Origin of the sequence: Paenibacillus sp. FSL L8-0333 (assembly GCF_037965665.1) — a bacterium.
GTDB lineage: Bacteria > Bacillota > Bacilli > Paenibacillales > Paenibacillaceae > Paenibacillus_AQ > Paenibacillus_AQ odorifer.
The window spans coordinates 5468039-5491874 of sequence record NZ_CP150186.1 but is presented as its reverse complement, the minus strand read 5'-3'; the positions used below and the strand labels follow the sequence as shown (position 1 = coordinate 5491874).

Below are 23836 nucleotides of genomic sequence, written 5' to 3'. Positions count from 1 at the left end.
ACGGTTAAGAAAAGAAAAGGTAATTTAATGAATAAAAGATTGGTCCTTTTCGTTTGCTTGCTATTGTTAATTACTGGTTTATTCAGTGCAGGCCGCTTCTTAGCACTATCTGAACCTCCCAAACAAACAGATGTCATCATCGTCCTAAGCGGAGGCCAAGGTCGTGTGGAGCAGGCAGCTGAGTTATATAAAGCAGGCTATGCTCCTTATATAATTCTTTCCAATGCTAAAGAGTCAACTAGTAAATCGGGTGATATGATCCAAACCGCCCTAGCTTTAGGCATACCACAGGACGTTATTTATACCGAGAACGCGGCGGATAGCACTTATCAGAATGCCGAGTACACTCTTCCTATAATGAAAGAATACGGTTTTAAATCTGCGATTGTTGTTTCCTCTGACTTTCATATGCGGAGGGTGAAATTTCTTTTTGGTCGTATGTACAAAAAATCGGAGATCGAGCTGACATATGTGGGTTCTGCATCAGGATATAACGCTAAACGTTGGTGGAGTGACCGAAAAAGTAGAGAAACAACGTTCAACGAATATGTGAAAATGATCGGCAACACCTTTGGTTACAATGGTCCGGAGGCAAAAAGTACCCTTGATCAGATTAAGAACTGGTTTCGCTAATCTGCTGTAGAACGTTCACACTATAATCCGACAAAAACAGTTTTTTTCTTATCTTGGCTTAAGGCGCATTACGACAAACAATATTGTTTAATAGTTTTATACTTATAACTATATCAATATTATTCTCGTGGGAGAGACGCCAAATGCCAAATTACTATTTTAAAGAAATATGGACGCCTTTAAAATTAGTGAATATTCGTTTTTATCTAGATGATGAAAATCGTGTTTGGGTTAAAGTTTGGTCTAAGCATCGGCGACTTCTAAAAAGAGTAGAGTCTACTATATAATTAATATTTTTGTCCAACTTCCGAGGTGATCTCATGAGTCAAGACAATTTAGTTTGTAAATCATGTGGGAATACTACATTCGCTAAAGGCGAAATGAGCAACGGATATGCTAACGTCATGCCTATTGGGAAAGCCTTCTCTTTTGGCTCACCAGTTATCTTCACATTTTGCAAAAGGTGTGGAGAAGTAGCGTCGATAAAAGTTAAGAAACCTGAGAAGTTTTAAGTCACTTAGCAGTGACTTATTTTTTTTGGAGAACGGACTTTTTGACGATTTTAAGAACTAGTAGGCCATAATATTTCATTCTCACTTCCACAACCTTATAAATTAGCTAAAAATAACTCATCCTAACCGTAGCGAACCTACGGTTTTTTATTTATAATAATTATTATCTGGATTTCATAAAGCGTTCAAAAAATCTGTAAAAAGTCTTATTTTCGTGTGATATACTTAACACAGTGTTTTGAGATGTTGTGAAAGTGAACGGTATGTAAGATATTAATTTATATAACTGGATTTCAGTAACTTATAGAGACTAGGATGGTGAACTATCGATGCACATCGTCGTCGTTGGCCTGAATTATCGTACGGCTCCCGTGGAGGTTCGGGAACAGTTTGCTTTTGCGGAAAGTGACCTTCCGGCAGCGCTCCATCAACTGATGAAGACGAAGGGTGTGCTAGAAGGGGTCTTAGTAGCTACTTGCAACCGTACGGAAATTTATGTGGTGATGGACCGCCTTCATATGGCTGGTTATTTCATCCGCGGCTTTATGGAGCAATGGTTTGGTGTGAAAAGCGAGCAATTTACTCAGCATATGTATATTTATGAAGACGAACAGGCGATTGCGCATTTGTTCCGCGTGACCTGCGGTCTGGATTCCATGGTGATTGGGGAGACGCAGATCCTGGGACAGGTGCGGAGTTCTTTTCTCACAGCTCAGGCTGAGGGTGTAACTGGAACTTGGTTCAATCGGTTGTTCAAGCAAGCGGTGACGCTGGGCAAAAGAGCACATAGTGAAACGTCAATCGGCGAGAGTGCAGTATCTGTCAGTTATGCGGCTGTGGAGCTGGGCAAGCGGATTTTTGGCATGTTCACTGGGAAAAAAGTACTGATTCTCGGCGCCGGCAAAATGAGCGAGCTTACCGTGAAGCATCTATACAGTAGTGGTGCGGCAGAAGTGATTGTCGCTAACCGTACGCTGTCGCGTGCGATTGAATTGGCGGAGAAGTTCTCGGGTAAGCCGAGTACGATTGAAGATGCGTTAACAACTCTAAATGAAGTAGATATCGTGATCAGCTCAACAGGAGCAGATGGGTATGTGCTTACGGCTGATAAGGTAGCGCATGCTATGAAACGCCGCCCTTCGCGGCCGCTTTTTATGATTGATATTGCTGTACCACGTGATATTGATCCTGCGGCGGCAAATGTGCCGGATGTTTTTTTGTATGATATTGATGATCTGGAGGGCATTGTGGAGAACAATCTGGAAATGCGCCGAAGTGAAGCTGCGAAGATTGAAGTGATGATCAGCGAGGAAATGGATGAGTTCCAGCTGTGGCTCAAGACGCTTGGGGTAAGACCGGTGATCCGGGCGCTCCAGGATAAATCGAATACGATTCATGAAGAAACGATGGAGAGTTTGTTCAATAAGCTGCCCGAGCTGGACGAGCATCAGCGGAAAGTAATCCGCCGTCTGACTAAAAGTATCGTGAACCAGATGATGCATGATCCGATCAATGTAATTAAAGAGCTGTCCGGCGGTAAGCAGGGGAATGAAGCTCTTGATTATTTTTCCAAAATCTTTGCATTGCAGGAACAGCTCAAATCCGATTCAGATGATGGAGATATTGCCTCGGTTAAGGAGTCTAGTTCTGGAGAACGTACGGCTGGCAGCGCTGATTTTTCTGTGCCTAAGACGGCGCTTGCTCCGGCAGGCTTGCTGGGTGGGTGAATAATATGCAACTGCTGAACGGAATATATGATGCCGCTCTGCTGGTCTATGCCCTGAGCCTGCTGTTTGTTTTCTCGGATTGCCTTAAGAGGAGTCCGGGTGGGAAGCGGTTAGGCACGGGGCTTCTTGTTGTTGTGGGTCTTTTGCAAGTTGCAGGACTTGGAATTCGTTTCTCTCAGGAGAAAGGCCTGCCTATTTTCACACCTTATGATTTCTTGTTTTGGTTTGCGTTTAGTATTGTGCTGACTTCGCTTGCGGTGGCTTTTACACGTGGAGGCGAGTTTACGATTTTGCTGCTCAGTATGGCCGGGTTTAGTGTTTTTCTGCTTAATCGGGTGTGGCTGACGGCGGGTGGGCATACGCTTGAGACTTGGAGTGCGGTGTATGGCTGGCTGACGATGCATGTGATTTTGGCAAATATGAGTTTTGCAGCACTGACGTTAGGGACGGTTTTTGCAATATTGTACTTGTTCCTGCACACCAGACTCAAAAGCAAGAAATGGAGCGACCGGATCCGTCGTTTGCCGAACCTGGAGACTACAGATAAATACTCTTACACCGCTATTTTGGTGGGCACTCCTTTGCTGGGAATATCACTGGTGGTGGCTGGTTTATCTATAGTATCTGAGGGACGGACGCTTTTATTGAAGGATTTAAAAGTATTAACGACTCTTATCGGTCTTGGGATTTACATATTTTATATTATCTTTAAGAAGTCCGGGCGGAAAAGTGGAGTAAGTATGGCTCGCTGGGCGATTTTAGGATATGCTTTTATTATCTTAAATTTTCTGTTGAATTCTTGGTCTGATTTTCACGGTTGGAGCGGGGAGTGAGGGGCATGACGCGTTATTTACCCATAATGCTGGATTGTGAAGGGCAGCACTGTGTGGTTATTGGGGGTGGTGTCGTGGCTGAACGTAAGGTGAGTGGGCTGTTGGAAGCTGGAGCGGTGGTTAAGGTGATTAGTCCTTCTTTGACAGATTCGCTTGATTCTCTAGCTGAAAAAGGTCTCCTGATCTGGATGGACCGTACTTATGCTCCCGGAGATCTCCGTGGGGCCTTTCTCGTATATGCAGCCACTAACGATAGGGCGGTTAATGAAGAGGTTGCGCGGGAGTCTAGACGGCTTGGAATTCATGTAAATGTGGCCAGCCATGCCGAAGCGGGAAACTTTATCACGCCTGGAGTGGTTCGGAGGGGACGTTTGACGGTAGCTGTATCTACTTCGGGTGCTGGCCCGCTTGCGGCAACGAAGATCAAAAATGTGCTTGAAAAAGCGCTGGATGCGGCGTATGAGCCATATTTGGATTTTGTGCATGCCATGCGAACACGGATTAAGGAAAAAGAACCTTCTGCTGAAGTTCGTGGAAGGCTTTTGCGGAAGCTTGGGGCGCTGGATGTGTTGAACGAGATGAGCAAGGGTACCTTCATAGCGTGGAGCCCGGAGGATATGGACGCTTGGATTGCTGAGCAGCGGTTGGAGTAAAAGTGCGCATAGACACTGTAAAGATTAGAAAATTGGGTTAGATTAAGATATGAAGTGATGAGCGGTTGTTTGGGTAAACATAATGAATAGCTGAATTGGCTCGTAGTGGATGGAATGGCGGAATGAGCGGTATAAATACTGTTGAATTGGGTTGAAGTAGCTAGTTTGGTGAAATGAACGGTATAAATCCCGTTGAACTGGGTTGAAGTAGCTAGTTTGGTGAAATGAACGGTATAAATCCCGTTGAACTGGGTTGAAGTAACTGGAATGGTGAAATGAACGGTATAAATACTGTTGAATTCGGCTGAAGTGGCATAGAGGGTGGAATGTGCGGTATAAATACTGTTGAATTGGCTCGTAGTGGCTAGGATGGCGGAATGTACGGTATAAATCCCGTTGAACTGGGTTGAAGTAACTGGATTGGTGAAATTAACGGTATAAATCCCGTTGAATTGGGCTGAAGTAACTGGAATGGTGAAATGAACGGTATAAATCCCGTTGAATTGGGTTGAAGTAGCTAGTTTGGTGAAATGAACGGTATAAATCCCGTTGAACTGGGATGGAGTAGCTTAGAGGGTGGAATGTACGGTATAAATCCCGTTGAATAGAGCTTAAGTAGCTGAGATGGCGGAATGTACGGTAATAATGCCCTATAAATGAGCAACAATCGCCGAAGGAGCCAAATGAAAGGCAAGAATGCCTCAGGTTGGTGGAAATCATCCGAAGTAGCGAATTCAAAGGCAATAATGCCTTTTTTAGAGTGAGAGTAGTTAATTGGTTAGTTTGGGTTTGGATTTCTAGTGCAAGGTTCTGTGGTGAAGAGTAAGAGGCGAACGTTACCAGGAGGAATGGACAATGCGAAAGGTTATAGTGGGGAGTAGACAGAGCGCGCTTGCGTTGACGCAAACGGGACATGTGATTGCTGATTTGGAGCGACTTAGCGAGGAGCATGGTTTTGGATTTACTTTTGAAGTGAAAAAGATCGTCACCAAAGGTGACCGCATTCTTGACGTTACTTTATCCAAGGTAGGCGGCAAAGGGTTGTTCGTGAAGGAAATCGAACAAGCGATGCTGGAAAAAGAAATCGACATGGCGGTGCACAGCATGAAGGATATGCCATCCGAGTTACCGGATGGGCTGATCAATGGTGCTGTGCCGAAGCGTGTCGATCCGCGTGATGTTTTGATCTCTAACGGAGGCGTCTCGCTAGACGAGCTGCCTCAGGGTGCACGCGTAGGCACAAGCAGCCTACGCCGATCCAGCCAGCTTGCTGCGCTGCGGCCTGATCTGGTCATTGAGCCCGTGCGCGGCAACATTGACTCGCGGCTGCGCAAGCTGGAGAGCGGGGAATACGACGCAATCCTGCTGGCAGCGGCGGGGCTGTCGCGCATGGGCTGGCAGGATCGCGTGAGCGCCTACCTGCCGCCGGAGGTTTGCCTGCCCGCAGTAGGGCAGGGTGCACTCGGCATCCAGTGCCGCGCAGATGACGCTGACCTGCGGAAGCTGCTGGCGTTATACAACGATGCCGATACGGCGTTGACGGTAGCGGCGGAGCGCACGTTCCTTGGCGTGCTGAATGGCGGCTGCCAAGTGCCGATTGGTGCTCATGCGGTGCTTGACGCAGCCGCCCAAGCTGCTACCGCTGAGCACAAAGTAATCTCGTTAACGGGGATGGTGGGAACACCGGACGGTTCAACGATTTTGAAAGAAACTTGCACGGGGATTGACCCGGTACAGCTCGGCGAAGAAGTCGCTAAAAAGCTGATTGCAAGAGGAGCGGAGAAGATACTGTCAGACGTTAGGGGATGAGTGGATTGACGGGGAAGGTTTATTTGGTAGGTGCAGGTCCCGGGGACGCAAAGCTGATTACTGTGAAAGGCCTCGAGTGTATCCAAAAAAGCGACGTGCTGGTGTATGATCGCTTGGCAAGTCCTAGATTGCTGAAATGCATGAAACCCGGCGGGGAGAAGATTTATGTAGGTAAGCTGCCGGATCGCCACACGATGAAGCAGGAAGAGATTAATCAATTGTTAGTTGATTTGGCTTTACAGGGGAAAACAGTGGTGCGGCTTAAGGGTGGGGACCCTACGATTTTTGGCCGGGTGGGTGAAGAAGCGGAGCTGCTGCGCAAAAATGGGATCTATTACGAAATCGTACCGGGCATCACGTCAGCGATCAGTGTACCTGCCTATGCGGGTATACCTGTTACGCACCGCGATCATGCCTCTTCCCTGTCGATTATCACCGGGCATGAGAGTCCGGATAAACTGGATCATTCCATACATTGGGATAAAGTAACGAACGCCACAGGCACGTTAGTGTTTCTGATGGGCGTAGCTAAAATAGGTTATATCAGCGCTCAGCTGATCAAGCACGGGCGGCCGCCAGAAACACCAGTGGCACTTGTGCGCTGGGGCACCCGCGCGGATCAGGAGACGCTGACGGGAACCCTCGCCGATATTGAGGCGAAGGTGAAGGCGGCGGATTTTCAGCCGCCGGCAGTCATCGTCGTCGGCGACGTGGTGCTGCAGCGTGAGCAGCTGAAGTGGGTCGAGGCGATGCCGTTATTCGGCAAACGCATCGTGGTGACACGGGCTCGCAGCCAAGCAAGCGAGCTGGTGGATAGAATTGAAGAACTCGGCGGGGAACCCTACGAGTTCCCGGTGATCGAGACGATCATGCCGGAAGGGGCAGAGAAGAAGGCGAAGATTGCAGCGGCGTTTGGCGCGCTGGAATCGTACGACTGGGTATTCTTCACTAGCCCGAACGGCGTGGAGTTTTTTTGGCGCCACTTGGCGGAGCTGGGGGCGGACATTCGCGGGCTACACCGCGCGCGTATTGCAGCGGTGGGGCCAGGCACAGCCGCCGCGCTGGCGCAGCGCGGGGTGATCGCTGAGGAACTTCCGGCGAAGTTTCAGGCGGAAGGTCTGATTGAGACGTTCGGTCCCCAGCTGCTGCCGGGGCAGAACGTGCTTTTGCCGCGCGGCGATCTGGCGCGGGACTGGCTGCCGGACAAGCTGAGAGAGCTTGGCCTTCAGGTGACAGACGTGGATACTTATGAGACGGTTGTCACTGGTGAGGATGACGACGAGTTGTTGAAGCTGCTAGAGGAAGGTCGCGTACACGCGGTAACCTTCACCAGCTCGTCAACCGTGCGTAATTTCATACACATCCTGAAACGGATGGGACTTGAAGATCCGCTCCCGCTACTTGCAAACGTGAAAATCGCCTGCATCGGCCCGTTAACGGAGCAGACTGCGGTAGACGCGGGACTGACACCGGGACTCTTGCCTGAAGAGGCAACCATAGATGGTTTGGTGCAGGAGCTCTGCCGCTGGAATGCGGAGACTCAGCTGCAGTAGCGCTCGGATCGAGGATAGAACGAAGCAATAGTTTACTGGTGAGCTTGGCTTGTTTAGCTTACTTTCTGGTGGGAAGGTAGAAGCTGATTACTCTGCGGGGAGAGTAGTAGCTGTTCAACGGAGAAAGGCAGTGCCTGCTTAGAAATATAGCGCTCAGCTTATAATTAGTTACATTACAGGCTAGAGTTTTGTTCGTAGTTACTAAATAGTTCGTAGTTACATGTGAGTTCGTAGTTACTAAATAGTTGGTGGTTACATGTGAGTTCGTAGTTACTAAATAGTTGGTGGTTACATGTGAGTTCGTAGTTACTAAATAGTTGGTGGTTACATGTGAGTTCGTAGTTACTGAATAGTTGGTGGTTACATGTGAGCTGGTAGTTGCTAAATAGTTGGGTTTACGTGTGAATTGGTAGTTGAGTCTGCGCTTACATTTACTAATTGCATGTGTTGGTTTGCTCGCCGTTATATCTACGCTCAAAAGTGCCACATCGCAACCTTCAAGTAACATATAAATTGAACTCCGAAAGTAGTTACTTATGGAGTTCGGAGTATAATATTTGGTTGTAAACTAACTGGTATGTAGAGAATATGCAGTAGGTTAATGTGATCAGATCTGCTTGAATTTTAGTTTTAGTTGTACTTCATACAATTAAATTTCCTATATATCAGCTAAAGTCGAGTTTAGTTGTAGTATGTACAATTAAATATCCGCTAAATGAGGAATCTTCGCTCTTTTGTAATAAATAACTGTAGAGAATGCAACTAAAGCTTACAATTAGGACAAAACATCGAAATAGTTGCACAAACTACAACTATACGCAGTTAGCCAGTGGTCGGCGGTTTGGTTGCGGCTAATTTGGACTTGGCTGCGGCTAGTTGTGGTTTGCTGCCAGACACATAATTTGGTTTTATATTTTATTTTTCAGGAGGATGAACAAATGAGCTTTCCAATTACACGTCACCGCCGTTTGCGCGGTTCTGCTGGAATTCGTGGCATGGTGCGGGAGACGATACTGAATGTGCTGGATATGGTACAGCCTATTTTTGTGACTTATGGAACAGGTGTGAAGAATGAGATTAGCTCGATGCCGGGCGTGTATCATTTTTCGCTGGATACGTTAAAAGCAGAAGTGGACGAGATCGCCGCACTAGGCATCCCGGCTGTATTGTTGTTCGGGATTCCTGAGACGAAGGATGCTATCGGTTCTTCCGGTTTTGCAGAGGATGGAATTGTGCAAGAGGCTACTCGCTTGATCAAGCAGTGGTACCCAGAGCTGTTGGTCGTTGCAGATACCTGCCTTTGTGAATTTACGGATCACGGACATTGTGGAATGGTGCATACGCATACGGTGAATGGTGTGGTACATGGCGATGTTATCAACGATGCTTCGCTGGAGCTTTTGACTCGTACGGCGGTATCCCAAGCAAAAGCTGGAGCAGATATTATCGCCCCTTCCAACATGATGGATGGATTCGTTCACGCGATTCGTGCGGGACTTGATGAGAACGGTTTTGAGCATGTGCCGATTATGTCGTATTCGGTCAAATATGCTTCGGCATTTTATGGCCCTTTCCGCGAAGCAGCGGATTCAGCGCCACAATTCGGGAATCGCAAAACGTATCAAATGGACCCTGCCAATCTGCGAGAAGCGCTCCGTGAAGCAGAATCCGATGTGTTGGAAGGCGCGGATATGTTAATGGTGAAGCCAGCTCTGGCTTACCTAGATGTGATTCGTACGATTCGTGATCAGTTTGATCTTCCTTTGGTGGCTTATAATGTGAGTGGAGAATATTCCATGGTAAAAGCAGCGGCATTACAAGGCTGGATCGACGAGCAAGCCGTTGTGCTGGAAATGCTGACGGGCATGAAACGCGCTGGTGCGGACATTATTATTACTTATTTTGCAAAAGATGCAGCCCGCTGGCTGCGCGGCTAATCTTCATCACACCGACATCGCGGCAGCTAATATATGTTTGTACAAGCTTGTGTAACCAAGAAGAGAATAGGAGTGAAGATACATGAGTAATGTGCCAATGGCGCGTAAAGAGGAAGCGTCCCGGAAGGCTTTTGATGAAGCAAAACAATATATTCCCGGCGGGGTGAACAGCCCTGTACGGGCGTTTAAATCCGTAGGTCTGACTCCGATTTATGTGGATCATGGGATAGGTTCGCGTATTTTTGATATCGACGGCAACAGCTTTATCGACTATGTGCTCTCATGGGGTCCGCTGATTATGGGTCATGCGCATCCTGAGGTTGTGAAGGCATTGCAGGAGACGGCGGTAAAAGGGACAAGCTTTGGCGCTCCAACGCTACTCGAAACGGAAATGGCAAAAACTGTTGTTGAACGAGTGGCATCTGTAGATATCGTGCGCATGGTTAACTCTGGAACGGAAGCTACGATGAGCGCGATTCGTTTGGCACGTGGTTACACTGGGCGCAGCAAAATCTTGAAATTTGAAGGCTCCTACCACGGTCACGCCGATAGTCTGCTTATTAAGGCTGGCTCTGGTGTAGCTACATTGGGCTTGCCGGATAGCCCGGGTGTCCCAGAAGGCGTTGCAATGAATACCATTACGGTTCCTTACAATGATTTGGAGTCCACTCAGATTGCTTTCGAACGTTTTGGCAATGAGATTGCCGCAGTGATCGTAGAGCCGATTGCCGGCAACATGGGCGTTGTTCCACCGCTTCCAGGCTTCCTGGAAGGGCTTCGTAAATTAACTTCTGACAATGGTTCGCTGCTTATTTTTGATGAGGTTATGACAGGCTTCCGTGTTAATCGTGGCTGTGCTCAAGGCTTGTTCGGGATTACTCCGGATATTACTTGTTTTGGCAAAGTTATCGGCGGCGGACTTCCAGTGGGTGCTTATGGCGGCAAAAGAGAGATCATGGAGCAAATCGCTCCTACTGGACCGATTTATCAGGCGGGCACACTTAGTGGTAATCCATTGGCGATGGCAGCCGGATATACTACGCTCAAGCTGTTGACCCCGGAAGTATATGATCGTCTGGAACAATTGGGTGCACGTCTGGAAGCGGGTTTGAAAAAGAATTCAATTGAGACTGGCATTCCGCTCACGATCAACCGGGTAGGATCAATGGTTTGTCCATTCTTCACTGAAGGACCTGTAATCAATTTTGAAACGGCTAAGACGAGTGACACGGATCTTTTCCGTCGTTATTTTGGTCATATGGTGAGCCAAGGCATCAGTGTGCCACCTTCACAGTTTGAGGGTATGTTCGTATCGGCTGCACATAGTGAGCAGGATATTGATGATACCATTGAGGGCCATTATAATGCCCTGAAGGCCCTTTGAGCATCGGAGCCGGAGAAACAACCGGTGGTGGCGCTTGGACTCGGCGTGGAGAATGGCTGGAGGTAACACCCGGCAAAATCATTACTGGAGCTGAGGATACGCAGGCGACGATTGATAAGTGGCTGCTAGAAACTGTGGGCATGCCCGAGAAACTTCATCTGCGGTTACGCCGCGAGGGAGGTATTCAGTGGAAAGGTGACCGGCTTCGGCTGGCACTTTTTCCCGATCGTGAAGCGGGGATTGAACCGATATGGGAAGAGCTTGAGGTGCTGTACGAGGATGATTTTTGCCTGGTAGCTCATAAACCAGCTGGGATGGCGGTTCATCCAGATGGCAGTGGAACAGGTGTAACTCTGGATCACCTCGTAGCTGCACATTATATCACTTCCGGCGAGAGTGTGGCTGTGCGCCATATTCACCGCTTGGACAAAGATACAACGGGTCCGGTGATGTATGTGAAAAATGAGTTCGCACAGTTAGTTCTGGACGAGAATATGCGTGAAAAAAGCATATCACGGCACTACGCCGCGATCGTCGAAGGCACAGTGCCGCCTGTGCTTAAGGTGATCGATGCCCCGATTGGGCGCGATCGGCATCACGCTGCGCGCAGACGGGTCTCGCCCGGCGGACAATCTGCCGTGACGCGAATCATCGAGCGCGAGGCACTGCATGGCGGAAGCCTGGTGCATGTGCAGCTGGAGACCGGGCGGACGCATCAGATTCGCGTCCATCTCAGCCATATGGGTCATCCCTTGTATGGGGATGAACTATATGGCGGCCCGATTTGGGCTTCCAGCGCTGCCGGCCGCCATGCCCTGCATGGCGAGTCGTTGTCCTTCCGCCATCCTTGGAGCGGAGAACAGCTGGAAGTCAGCGATCCGTGGCCGGAGGATATGCTGCAGCTGCGAGAGCTGCTGTCTGAAGCACCCTGACGGATACGTAAGCAACTAAAGAACAGTAGAATCAGCAAAAGCTGGTTCTGCTGTTCTTTTTCTATTTTTTTCAGAAAAAAAACATCTATCCATGTCTTATTAATAAAAGCAGCATATAATACTTTGTTCTTACGAAGTAGTGCATCTATCAGCAGGCTGAAGGTTTGATGAGCTCTTAAATTCATGAAATTTATTAGCATCCTGTCCGGTTAGTACTACCAAAGTTGTCATGCCTCTCTGTTTGAAGCATATACATGTGGGGAGTAACATTTTGGGCTTATGCTCTGGGCCTGTCTCAGGGTTAGATTATGCCAAGAAGGAGGACATATCCCGTGTTTGATCAGTCCCACGGCTTGCGGTTTGATATTTACGAACGCATTCACCTTTCGGAAGAGCTTCCGGGAATAGCTGAGCTGGAGGAGGTTGAACTACTTCCGGAAATTCAGGTGATTCAGCGGGAGGATCGGGCCGAGTTATATGGTCAGCTGTTGCTTACCGGGCTTTACCGGAGTGAAGATGACCGAACACAACGTCTGGAGCATGCCATTCCCGTCGAAATCACTGTTCCGCTTACACGCGTCAGCTCGATTGAAGATATTGGGGTGGAGATCGAGAATTTTGATATTGATCTGCTCACGATGCGCACTGTGAATATAACAGGCGTACTATCGCTGCGGGGGATCGGTAGTACGGATCCTCAACCTCAACCGGCCTGGCAGCAAGAGGAGTACACAGTCGCCTATTCTCCTGTTAATGATGACAGGGTGATAGAAGCAACTGCTGAGCACCAAGAACACGAAAATGATACCCTTTATGAAAATTCACAGTGGACCTTTGGTGAAGATGCATCACAGGTTGCTGTAGAAGAACATGAACAGGCCGATGCGGCTGAGGACGCACAGGAGTTACTAGTCTCAAGCGGAGCGGCTCATACGTCCCCTGTAGTCAATTTCTCATCCGCTCAGGAGAAGGACAAGGGCGCAAAAGCCCGGACACATTGTCTAGAGTCACAAGCAGAGGATGCCAAAGCGGGTTTATCCGATTACTGGTTTAAAGCCGAGCCACAGATCAAGGAAGCTGAAGTGTCCCAGCTGAATCAAGCAAGTTATGTGAGCGAAGAGAAGCAGCAGCCGGAAGAGGAATATTCTTTTGCTTCTAGAGAGACCGTTGTTCCAACGGCTAGTGCAGAAGCGAATCAAGATATACCTGTATTTGCTTCTGAGAGTGAGGCTAATCATGAGCTTCATGAACAGGATGAGAATGCTGAACCCATCCATGAGAATGCGAACGAAGTTTTTGTTTCACAGGAAAGTGTGCTTCCTCATGAAGAGAAACAAGATCTTAAGATCGCCTTGGGCAGTAAAAAAGAAGCAGAGGTTCCGGAAAAAGAACATCTCACCTTCTCCTCTTTACTAAGCTCCAGTCGTGTCCGTAAAGAGCAGGAAGCTCTGCAGTCGGAAGGAAACACATCTGCAGCAGTGGACGTTCCAGAGGTTGGTAATAATACGGAATGGAAGAGCAGATTCATTGCCAGCGCGGATGGAGCTAACATGTTCCGCAAAGTTCGGCTGTGTATTGTACAGCGTGAAGAAACACTGGATACCATTGCAGAGAAGTATCAGCTAAGTGCGCGGGAGCTGGTGATGTATAATCGCTTGTCCGGGCAGAGTGTAGAGGAAGGCCAAGTGTTGTACATCCCGTAATCGAATCGTGATGCTTACACAAATGAATAGGTGAATCCCGATCAGGTATTAGGGTCGGGATTTTTGCTGTTTCATTGTTGGAATGAATGCTTCAGAAGAAATAAGTCGAAATTCAGCCTAAAGTCCCGCTGCAAAGGCGTATCCAGGTTGACTAGGGGGGGCTCAAAATGTATTATGGAGTAAGCAATATCTAAGTAAAGACTGGGAACGGGAAGAGTAGGCGGTCAGCCCTTCAGAGAGCGGAATTGCAAGTGCTGTGACATTCCGTAGGAAACAGCCCCCGAAGTCGCCCCGGAGTCGCCCTTCTGAGCTTATCTTCATATCAATGAAGGATAAGTTAGGTTGTGGCCGGTAGCAGCCGTTATCTGTACGAGTGTCGCGCTAAGCTTCTGAATCCGTTGGGTAAGAAGTGTAGTTTTATTTTTCATTGGCGCGAAACAAAGGTGGTACCGCGAAAGAATGACCTTTCGTCCTTTGAGACGAGGGGTCTTTTTGTTTTTTTCAGAGACCTGTGCGCTCTATACAGCAACTTTATTAACAACTATAAGCAACTACAAGTAAACTAGTGGAGGTATCAGAGAATGGCTGACCAAAACCATCTAACAGCGGCAGATGCTGCCGCTACGAATGAATCTAAAAACGAGATGCCAACAACGTATGATCCGAAGGCAGCAGAACAGAAATGGTATTCCTACTGGACAGAGGGCGGATATTTCCGTGCAGGCCAGCGTCCGGATGCTCAAGCCTATAGCATTGTGATCCCGCCGCCAAACGTAACAGGAATGCTGCACATCGGGCATGCGCTCGATTTCACATTACAGGATATCCTGATTCGTACCAAACGGATGCAGGGCTTCGATACGCTTTGGTTGCCAGGTACGGACCACGCAGGTATTGCAACACAAACGAAGGTAGAGCAGAAGCTGCGCGAGCAGGGGATTTCTAGACATGACCTCGGACGTGAGAAGTTCCTGGAGCAGGTGTGGGATTGGAAAGACAAATACGCAAACACCATTCATGAGCAGTGGGCTAAAATGGGACTTTCCCTTGACTACTCTCGCGAGCGTTTTACCCTCGATGAGGGTTTGTCGAAGGGAGTTCGCGAGGTATTTGTTAAGCTTTATAATAAAGGCTTGATCTACCGCGGTAAACGTATCATCAACTGGGACCCGGCGGCTCGTACGGCGTTGTCGGATATCGAGGTTGAATATAAGGAAGTTAACGGTCATCTGTACCATCTGCGTTACCCACTTAAAGATGGCAGCGGACATATCACTGTAGCGACCACACGTCCGGAGACGATGTTGGGTGATACGGCAGTTGCTGTTCATCCTGAGGATGATCGTTATAAAGATCTGATTGGCAAAACGCTGATCCTGCCGATTATCGGCCGGGAGATTCCAATTATCGCTGACGAGTATGTAGATAAAGAGTTTGGCAGCGGTGCGGTTAAGATCACGCCAGCTCATGATCCAAATGACTTCGAGGTAGGTCAACGTCATAATCTGCCGCAGATCAACGTAATGGATGAGAGCGGCACAATGAACGAAGAAGCAGGACCTTACCAAGGTCAAGACCGGAGTGAATGCCGTAAGGCCATCACGGCGGATCTGAAAGAGCAGGGTGTTCTGATCTCCATTGAAGATCATGTGCATCAAGTTGGACACAGTGAACGTTCAGGAGCGGTTGTTGAGCCGTACCTGTCCACACAATGGTTCGTGAAGATGCAGCCGCTCGCCGAAGCTGCCATCAATGCACAGAAGGATGGTAATGGGGTTAACTTTGTACCTGAACGGTTCGAAAGAACCTACCTGAACTGGATTGAAAACGTACGCGACTGGTGTATTTCCCGTCAGCTTTGGTGGGGACATCGTATTCCGGCTTGGTATTCTGAATCTACCGGTGAGCTGGTTGTGGCGAATGATGAGGAAGAAGCGCGCCGGATCAGCGGCCTAACCGACCTGAAACAGGACGAGGATGTTCTGGATACTTGGTTTAGCTCCAACCTCTGGCCGTTTGCAACCCTAGGCTGGCCGAATGAAGACAGCGCAGATTTCAAACGTTACTATCCGAACGATGTGCTCGTAACGGGCTACGATATTATTTATTTCTGGGTAGCGCGGATGATCTTCTCGGCACTGGAATTCACTGGAGAGAAACCATTCTCCGACGTATTGATGCATGGTTTGGTACGGGATGCTGAAGGACAAAAAATGTCCAAATCACTCGGCAACGGTGTAGATCCGCTTGAGGTTATCGAGAAGTACGGCGCAGATGCTATGCGTTATATGATTTCTACCGGCAGCACAGCGGGTCAGGATTTACGCTTCCGCTGGGAAAAGGTAGAGCAGGCGCGTAATTTCGCTAATAAGATCTGGAATGCGTCACGCTTCGCCCTTATGAATCTTGAAGGAGTTAGCTTCGAGAATATTGACATTACTGGTGAGCTAAGTACGGCTGACCGTTGGATTTTGCACCGCCTGAACGAAACTTCTCGTGAAATTACGCGTCTAATTGACTCGTACGAGTTCGGCGAGACCGGCCGCCAGCTGTACAACTTCATTTGGGACGATTTGTGTGACTGGTATATTGAGTTCGCGAAGCTGTCGCTTTACGGAACGGATGCCGCAGCCAAAGCGAAGACACAGTCCGTACTTGCTTATGTACTCGACCGCACGATGCGCTTGATTCATCCGTTTATGCCGTTTATTTCGGAGGAAATCTGGCAGCATCTGCCGCATGAAGGAGAGACAATTACTCTGGCTGCATGGCCTGAGTATGATGCTGCTCTGGAGAACCCGCAAGCGGTAGCGGAAATGAACCTGCTGATGGATGTAATCCGGGCAGTTCGTAATATCCGTGCTGAAGTGAACGTACCGATGAGCAAGAAGGTTGAATTGATTATTAAAGCGAGCAATGAAGAAACGCTGAGCATCATTACTCGTAACGACAACTACATTGGACGTTTCTGCAATACCTCTTCTTTCGAAGCTGGTCTGAATCCGGAAACGCCAGACAAGGTAATGTCCGCTGTAGTAACGGGAGCGGAACTGCTTCTGCCTTTGTCGGGGCTAATTGATATTGAACAAGAAATCGCTCGTCTGGAAAAAGAAGTGCAGACGCTGAATAGCGAAGTAGAACGCGTAGAGAAAAAGTTGAGCAATCAGGGCTTCGTGGCCAAAGCTCCCGCAAAAGTTATCGAAGAGGAGCAAGCGAAGCAGGCGGATTACTCCGCCAAACGTGAGAAAGTACTTGCCCGCATAGCAGAGCTGAGAGGATAAGAGACATGGATGACCTAAATCGGGGCGGGAGCACCGCCCCTCTTGCGACATATACCGAAGCGGTTAACTGGATCAAGGGCCTAATTCCGTTTGGAATCCGGCCAGGTTTAGACAGAATTGAGATGTTGATGGACAAGCTGGGAAACCCGCACCGTCGGCTGAAATTTATTCATGTGGCGGGTACGAACGGCAAAGGCTCTACCTGTGCCTTTTTGACAAGCACACTTTTGCAAAGCGGCTATTCCGTGGGTACCTTCACGTCTCCGTATATTACGAAGTTCACGAACAGGTTCCAATATAATAATACGGATATTTCTGAAGAAACTCTTGTCGAGCTGGTGAATATCCTGCGCCCTTTGGTGCATGAAGTTGCAGAAACGGAGTTTGGCTCACCAACGATGTTTGAGGTAACTACAGCTGTGGCTATTCTATTTTTTGCGGGTGTTTCTTGTCCGGATGTTGTCGTATGGGAGACTGGGCTTGGGGGAAGGCTGGATGTAACGAACATCGTTACTCCGATCGTGTCGGTGATTACAAATGTCGGCCATGACCATATGGATATTTTGGGAGATACGCTTGAGAAGATTGCAATGGAGAAGGCCGGAATTATCAAACCCGGTGTACCCGTTGTTAGCTGCGTAAATCAACCGGAAGTCGTGGCTGTACTCAAGGAGAAAGCGGCGGCTTGCCGCTCTACTCTTTATCTTACCGGAGAAGATTTTAGCTATGAAGCTACTGGAATTCATGGGGATGTGCAGACCTTTAACTTTAAGGGTCCCTTCCGTGCGCTTGAACTTGGGATTGTGATGAAAGGCGAACACCAGATTAGCAATGCGGCGGGAGCCATGATGGTTCTTGAAGTTTTGCGCCAGTATATGGCGTTCATGTTAGAGGATGAAGATGTTCTGGAAGGATTGCGTCATGCATTTTGGGCTGGAAGGCTGGAAGAGGTAAGTAAATCTCCGAGGATCGTACTGGATGGAGCACATAATCCGGAAGGCGCGGAGAGCCTTGCCAAAAGCCTGCCACAGCTCTATAAATACGGTAAATTAAATTTACTTATGGGAATGATGGCAAATAAGCATCATGAATCCTACTTTAAGCATATACTGCCTATAGTGGATACGCTCATCCTGACCGAACCGGATTTCCAGAACAAAATGGACGCGGAGCATCTGCAGGTTATCGCAGAAAGTCTGCGGGATAAATATGCCAAGGAAAACTTGGTAATCATAGTAGAACATAATTGGGGAAAAGCGCTGCAACAACTGAAGTCGATTACAGCGGAGGATGACCTTGCCGTCGTATCTGGTACGCTGTATTTGATTTCTGACGTGCGCGGTACACTTTTGCAGCAACCCGATACTGAAAAAGGCTGGTGACGACTGTTGGATACTACTGAACGTGTGCATTTTATAGGGATCGGCGGCTACGGTATGAGCGCGATTGCCCGAGTAATGCTAGAAATGGGATATACGGTTACGGGCTCCGATGTGGCTGCCCAAGAATTGACGGATAAATTGATTGCTAAAGGTGCCAAGATTTATATTGGGCATACAGCAGAACAAGTAAAAGGTGCGGATCTGGTCGTGTACTCTACGGCTTTGTCCAGCGATAATGTGGAATGGGTGGAAGCAGAGCGTCTTAAGATTCCAATTCTGCACCGCTCACAAATGCTGGCTCGTTTATTGAACGAACGTAAAGGGGTAGCCGTTGCCGGAGCGCATGGTAAAACAACTACCTCCTCCATGATCGCGCTTGTAATGGAAGAGTGTGAAGTTGATCCTACGTATATTATCGGCGGAGAGATTATGAATGTCGGTACGAATGCAAAGGCAGGACAAGGCGATTATGTAGTGGCGGAAGCGGATGAGAGCGATGGCTCTTTCTTGCACTATCATCCTTGGCTTGGAATTGTCACGAATGTGGAAGCAGATCACTTGGAGAATTACGGCGGAGATTTTAACCGTCTCAAGGCTGCTTACGTACAGTTTATGAACCAGACACGTGAAGACGGCACTGCGATTGTGTGTGCAGATGACGAGAACGTGATTTCTTTATTGCCTGAAGTGTCAGGTAAGGTGATTACTTACGGCATCAAGTCGAAGACAGCAGATTATATTGCAACAGACATCGTTCTTGGCGACCGTCAGGTTTCGTATACGATGAACCATAATGGCGTAGTATTGGGACAAATTGAACTGTCCGTGCCAGGTCAGTACAATCTGTATAACTCAATGGCTGCGGTTATCGCTTGTTTGAAATCAGGAATCTCTTTTGAAAAAATCGCTGAAGCGATCGTGAAATTCCATGGTGCGAAGCGCCGTTTTCAAGTGCTCGGAGAAGTCGATGACATTCTGGTCATCGATGATTATGCGCATCACCCAACTGAAATTCAGGCGACAATCAGTGCTGCTAAGGCAACGGGGAAACGGATTATTGCCGTATTCCAGCCTCAGCGGTATACACGTACGTTCTTCCTGCTAGATGCCTTCAGCCGCGCCTTTAGCGAAGCAGATGAAGTGATTATTACCGACATCTACTCTCCGGCAGGTGAGAAGCAGATTGAGGGGGTTACATCTGCGAAGCTGGTTGAGCTTATTGTGCAGAACAGTAACGCTGGCGCAAGACATCTGCCAACCAAAGAAGATGTGCTTGCTGATCTGAAACCTCGTATTGCCCCAGGTGACCTGGTGATTACGATGGGCGCAGGCGATATCTGGAAGGTTGGATACGCATTGGCGGACGGCTTGAAGAAGCGTTAATACAAACACAGGCCTACACGAGAATATTCATATTCTCTTGACCATAGCACTTCCCCCGAGCTCCGTGCAGGGGGAAGTGCTTTTTTGTATACTTAAGCGGTGTATGTACATTCTAAAAAATGAAATAAATAGGGTATTTGCTGAACCGGCCATTGAGTGCTATAGTGCTGTCAGTAGAGGATCAATTTTTCCGTGTAGGTGGTGACTCATGGACTCCCAGCTTGATATCAAAACGTTAGTGTATTTATTTATTTTTGGAAACCTATTTATATTGGTGCTGATAACCAATTACCGGAGGAGCGCTCCTAAAGACAGGGCATCCACCTTATTCATACGCTCTAAGGCGGTGCAGCTGCTCTTCTGGTGTTCATTATTATTATGGGGCCATATTCCCCGCGCTTTATCCATTCCACTTAGCAACGCTTTGATTCTTCTAGGCTGCTGTCTGGAGATTATTGCTTTACTGCTGATGATGGGCATCCTTGGGCAGCGGATAAAGTTGTATTACATAACGCTTTCCATACTTAGTTCGATTACTTTTAGTATTGTTGCCGTCTTCTTTCATCATTCCAGCTGGCGCATAGCCTGCACCTCACTATGGTCGATACTTTTTATTGTCTATCCAGCTTACCACCTCACGGTGAACCCCAAAGGCACCCCTCTTCAGAAGATACTCGGAATATTATTTTACGCTTTTGCAGGGATTATGCTGCTCCGCGCGATTGTTGCACTGATCTGGGAGCCAGAGATGAACGTGTTCACAACTAATCTTTCGCAGTATTTATATTACCTGGGGATGTATTTATTATTGATTGTGGGAGCCGCAGGCTTTATTCTACTTTCTAACGAGCATTCCTTTGTAAAACTGAAACGAATTGCTAGCTACGATGATCTGACTGGAATCCTTAACCGTGGAGCATTTCTTCAGGAAGCTGAGGTACGGCTTGAGAAGGCAGTTGCTGAGCAGGAGTACTTTTCGTTTATGCTGCTGGATTTGGATCATTTCAAAGAAATCAATGATACATACGGCCATGATACCGGTGATGTTGTTCTGGAAGAATTCGCATTGACGATTAAGGACAACCTCGAAAACAGCGATTTATTCGGCAGGCTTGGCGGCGAGGAATTTGCAGTTATACTTTGCGGGCTTGATGAAGCTAGCTGTGACCGGAAAGCTGAAGCGTTACGAGAGGCAGTAATGAAGACGTCCACACAAAAACTCTCACAAGGATATACAGTTAGTATAGGTGTAATTACGATCATGCCGGATCAGGAGATCTGGATAAATAAGCTGTACAAGCTGAGCGATAAAGCGTTATACCAAGCCAAACAAGAAGGAAGAAACCGAGTGGTCAGATACAATTATATTTATTGAGCTTAGAGAATACAGGGGGTGAAATTCACTAACATGCATCTGGATCTCAAGACACTGCTGGTCTGCCTCTTTATGTGGCAATCATTCACGGTATTGCTTATTGTTGTCTATCGTTTGCGTTACGCGCAGGAACGGACTTCTACCTTGTTTGTCACGGCAAAATATTTGCAGCTGGCAGCTTTAATTCTCCTTTTGCTGAACGATTTCACAGACTCGCGACTTCCCATTCCAATCAGTATGCTGCTTGCTTTAGCTGGAGGTACGCTGGAAAGCTTAGCGCTTCTGATGCTTCTCAGGGTTTTTGGGAGTTGGGTTGAACGATATTATACGATCCTGTTCGGAGTGTCCATTGTCGTTGTAGTCCTACTGCATTTAATTATGCCAGATGAGCGGTTCGTTATGGCTGCAACTTGTCTATTTGGGATTATGATCATAGCTTTACCTGCTTACATATTAGCTGTGAAGATTAGAGAGACCTCTCTCCAGCAAACCATGGGATTGTTGTACGGTGTTGTGATTTTAACGCTGGTTGGCAAGGGACTTGAACCGTTTTATTCGATGTTAGGACTGAATGCACTGACCTCTCACTGGCTGCAGATATTTTTTTATCTGGGGATTTATTTGCTTATGTTTTTAGGAACTGCGGGAATCATGCTGCTATATAGAGAGGATTCCTTTACAGAATTGGAGCGGGTGGCCACTTATGATGTGCTGACAGGTATTTTGAATCGCAGATCCTTTGTTCAGCGTGTCCGACCTTTAATAGCTGCCTCAGCGATGAAGAAGCTGCCATATTCTTTTTTACTGCTGGATGTTGATCACTTTAAACGTATAAACGATACCTACGGCCACAATACCGGCGACCACGTTCTGAAGGATCTGGCTCATAAAATAAAACAGCAGCTTGGCAATGGCGATCTGTTCGGAAGATTCGGCGGTGAGGAGTTCACTGTGCTGCTGCATAGAGCCGATGAACAAAACAGTGATATGATTGCAGAGCGGATGCGCACAGCGGTTACAGGGGCGATCATTCATGGTGTACCTCTGCCTTACACAATAAGTATTGGAGTCATCACGGTGGATTCAGGTGAACGATACTCATTGAGCACTCTTTACAAACTTAGTGACATTGCATTGTATCAGGCTAAGAAAAAGGGCCGGAACTGTGTAGTTAGAAGCTACGACAACTAAAGTGTCTTCCTTTCGACATTATACGAGGGAGACGCTTTTTTTGTATGCAAAGAGGATTAGTACATAATACCTAACGTTTACAACTTCTATTAATAGAGCAATTCATGATTATGTATGTCGTGAAAAAAGGGGGGTTAGTCTGTTTTTTAGAAAAAGCGGCGGTTTATAAGGGGAAATTGTAATAGAATTCTGAGGAACCAGAAAAAAACTTAAAAAAATTTAGACTTCCCCTATAAATCGACAAAACTTTTAAGTGAAATGAGTTACTATTGAACTGCATCTAAAGTTTCAGTTGGTAGATGGGGGTTTTTATTACAAAATACAAGGAGCCAGAGTCATGCGAGAAAGAATGCTGTTCCTATCAGCCCAGAATCAAAGCGCAGAGGATCTAGAAGGAGAAATGAGAACAGGGAGTATTCTCGAGATTTTGCTTGGGAAATTTGATATAGATTTGCTGACGTACGGAAGTGCCAACCAAACCGTGTCTATAAATGAGCGGACGGCACTTACGGTTCATAACATTAACGAAGATTATACGACCTGGAGGCCAATGTTGCGCCCCTTACATAAACTGCGGAATTTCTCAAATTTAAGTCATATAGATAAAGATATGAAAAACACTATTTTGGAGCTTTGCCGTTCCAATAATTATAAGCATGTATTTATATCGCATGTCCTATTGGGAAAATGTATTGATATGGTGAGGAACTTGCTTCCAGAAGCCAGTGTGATCACAGATACCTATAGTTTTGCAAACGGAAGCGGAGGATCTTCCGGAGAGACAGGGAAGTTAAGCAGGAAGAATCCATATAATAAACTCAATGCTGCATGGGATCGTAGGAATAAACGGCGATTAATGAATAAAACGGGTCTGCTTTTAGCAACCTCGGAATGGGATGCACTAGCGTTCAAATCTCTATCATTTGCAGATGCCCGTAAGGTTCATGTTGTCCCCCATTTCATCAAGATGAATGAGTATGAGACTTTTGCAGAGCCTGTGACTAAAGAAAATTCAATTGTGCTGCACTGGAATATGAATATGAGACTGGGAATAGATGCAGCCCGAGTATTCTTTAAAAAAACCTATCCCATGATTAAGGAGCAAGTGCCAGATATCAAAAGTTATATTATCAGCTCAGAGGTTCACCCGGAGGTCATGACTTTGATTAAGGAAGATGAATCGGTCATAGTCACTGGACCCGTAAATTCCTCTACTGAATACATACGACGGTCTAAAGCTGTTCTGGTGCCTATCCTTGAAGGCTGCGAAGTTTCTAGAAATATACTGGAATCCTGGGCGCTTAAAACGCCGGTGGTTACTAGCTCTATCATGTGTGAGAAGCTGAATTGTGAGCATAACCGAAATATTTTGCTGGCTAATACCTCGGTTGAGGTTGTTGGAAGTGTATTGAATTTACTGAAAAATCCTGAGCTTGGCGCTATTATTGCGGATCGTGCGCATGAGACTTTATTAAAGAATTATGAAATGAATCATGTTAAGAGTAAGATTCTTAGTCTTGTATAGAAGGTTGTCTGACAAGATGCTTG

17 protein-coding genes and 1 other annotated feature are annotated in these 23836 nt (G+C 47.2%); of the genes, 16 read left to right on the top strand and 1 reads right to left on the bottom strand.

Going from position 1 to position 23836, the window contains the following annotated elements; all coding sequences use genetic code 11:
* The first annotated feature begins 27 nt into the window (after window positions 1–27).
* From NYE72_RS24555 to cobA, 6 genes are all read left to right on the top strand, one after another.
* Window positions 28–633 carry a YdcF family protein gene (locus NYE72_RS24555; protein WP_339210618.1) on the top strand — a complete coding sequence of 202 codons (606 nt, stop codon included), beginning with the start codon at window positions 28–30 and terminating at the stop codon, window positions 631–633.
* Between the two features lie 841 nt (window positions 634–1474).
* The gene (gene hemA, locus NYE72_RS24550) at window positions 1475–2872 is read left to right on the top strand and encodes a glutamyl-tRNA reductase (RefSeq protein ID WP_076099450.1); all 1398 of its coding nucleotides are present in this window, start codon (window positions 1475–1477) and stop codon (window positions 2870–2872) included.
* Window positions 2873–2877: 5 nt separating this feature from the next.
* Entirely contained in the window at window positions 2878–3705 is an 828-nt protein-coding gene (ccsA, locus tag NYE72_RS24545; protein WP_036685126.1) for a cytochrome c biogenesis protein CcsA, read from the top strand.
* A gap of 5 nt (window positions 3706–3710) precedes the next feature.
* Window positions 3711–4358: an NAD(P)-dependent oxidoreductase gene (locus tag NYE72_RS24540; protein ID WP_076099451.1), complete on the top strand. Its 648-nt coding sequence runs from the start codon at window positions 3711–3713 to the stop codon at window positions 4356–4358.
* An 855-nt stretch (window positions 4359–5213) separates the two neighbouring features.
* On the top strand, window positions 5214–6167 hold the full coding sequence (gene hemC, locus NYE72_RS24535; RefSeq protein WP_076224600.1) for a hydroxymethylbilane synthase: 954 nt from the start codon (window positions 5214–5216) through the stop codon (window positions 6165–6167).
* A 5-nt stretch (window positions 6168–6172) separates the two neighbouring features.
* Window positions 6173–7720: a uroporphyrinogen-III C-methyltransferase gene (gene cobA / locus NYE72_RS24530; protein ID WP_036685196.1), complete on the top strand. Its 1548-nt coding sequence runs from the start codon at window positions 6173–6175 to the stop codon at window positions 7718–7720.
* Window positions 7721–7778: 58 nt separating this feature from the next.
* On the opposite strand, the gene NYE72_RS24525 is transcribed toward cobA, so the two are convergent.
* Window positions 7779–8228, bottom strand: coding sequence for a hypothetical protein (locus tag NYE72_RS24525; RefSeq protein WP_143763176.1), 450 nt, complete (start codon window positions 8226–8228; stop codon window positions 7779–7781).
* 430 nt (window positions 8229–8658) lie between these two features.
* Between NYE72_RS24525 and hemB the strand changes: the two genes are divergently transcribed.
* The 10 genes from hemB to NYE72_RS24475 all read left to right on the top strand — a co-directional run bounded on the left by hemB (window position 8659) and on the right by NYE72_RS24475 (window position 23813).
* Window positions 8659–9657: a porphobilinogen synthase gene (hemB, locus tag NYE72_RS24520; RefSeq protein ID WP_076129402.1), complete on the top strand. Its 999-nt coding sequence runs from the start codon at window positions 8659–8661 to the stop codon at window positions 9655–9657.
* A 97-nt stretch (window positions 9658–9754) separates the two neighbouring features.
* Window positions 9755–11041 (top strand): glutamate-1-semialdehyde 2,1-aminomutase, encoded by a 1287-nt coding sequence (gene hemL / locus NYE72_RS24515; protein ID WP_076099463.1) that lies wholly within the window; start codon window positions 9755–9757, stop codon window positions 11039–11041.
* Window positions 11038–11973: an RluA family pseudouridine synthase gene (locus NYE72_RS24510; RefSeq protein ID WP_256717082.1), complete on the top strand. Its 936-nt coding sequence runs from the start codon at window positions 11038–11040 to the stop codon at window positions 11971–11973. Before hemL ends, NYE72_RS24510 begins: the two co-directional genes overlap by 4 nt.
* A 332-nt stretch (window positions 11974–12305) precedes the next feature.
* On the top strand, window positions 12306–13676 hold the full coding sequence (locus tag NYE72_RS24505; RefSeq protein WP_339210613.1) for a LysM peptidoglycan-binding domain-containing protein: 1371 nt from the start codon (window positions 12306–12308) through the stop codon (window positions 13674–13676).
* A gap of 194 nt (window positions 13677–13870) precedes the next feature.
* Window positions 13871–14154 (top strand) — a binding site (T-box leader).
* A gap of 103 nt (window positions 14155–14257) precedes the next feature.
* On the top strand, window positions 14258–16957 hold the full coding sequence (locus NYE72_RS24500) for a valine--tRNA ligase (RefSeq protein WP_051491372.1): 2700 nt from the start codon (window positions 14258–14260) through the stop codon (window positions 16955–16957).
* 5 nt (window positions 16958–16962) lie between these two features.
* A complete protein-coding gene (locus NYE72_RS24495) occupies window positions 16963–18339 on the top strand; it encodes a folylpolyglutamate synthase/dihydrofolate synthase family protein (protein WP_339210611.1) in 1377 nt (458 codons plus the stop codon).
* Between the two features lie 6 nt (window positions 18340–18345).
* A complete protein-coding gene (murC, locus tag NYE72_RS24490) occupies window positions 18346–19722 on the top strand; it encodes a UDP-N-acetylmuramate--L-alanine ligase (protein ID WP_036685137.1) in 1377 nt (458 codons plus the stop codon).
* A 208-nt stretch (window positions 19723–19930) separates the two neighbouring features.
* A complete protein-coding gene (locus tag NYE72_RS24485) occupies window positions 19931–21097 on the top strand; it encodes a GGDEF domain-containing protein (RefSeq protein WP_036685138.1) in 1167 nt (388 codons plus the stop codon).
* A gap of 33 nt (window positions 21098–21130) precedes the next feature.
* A complete protein-coding gene (locus NYE72_RS24480) occupies window positions 21131–22288 on the top strand; it encodes a GGDEF domain-containing protein (RefSeq protein ID WP_036685140.1) in 1158 nt (385 codons plus the stop codon).
* A 337-nt stretch (window positions 22289–22625) separates the two neighbouring features.
* Window positions 22626–23813, top strand: coding sequence for a glycosyltransferase (locus NYE72_RS24475; protein WP_036685141.1), 1188 nt, complete (start codon window positions 22626–22628; stop codon window positions 23811–23813).
* The last annotated feature ends 23 nt before the right edge of the window (window positions 23814–23836 follow it).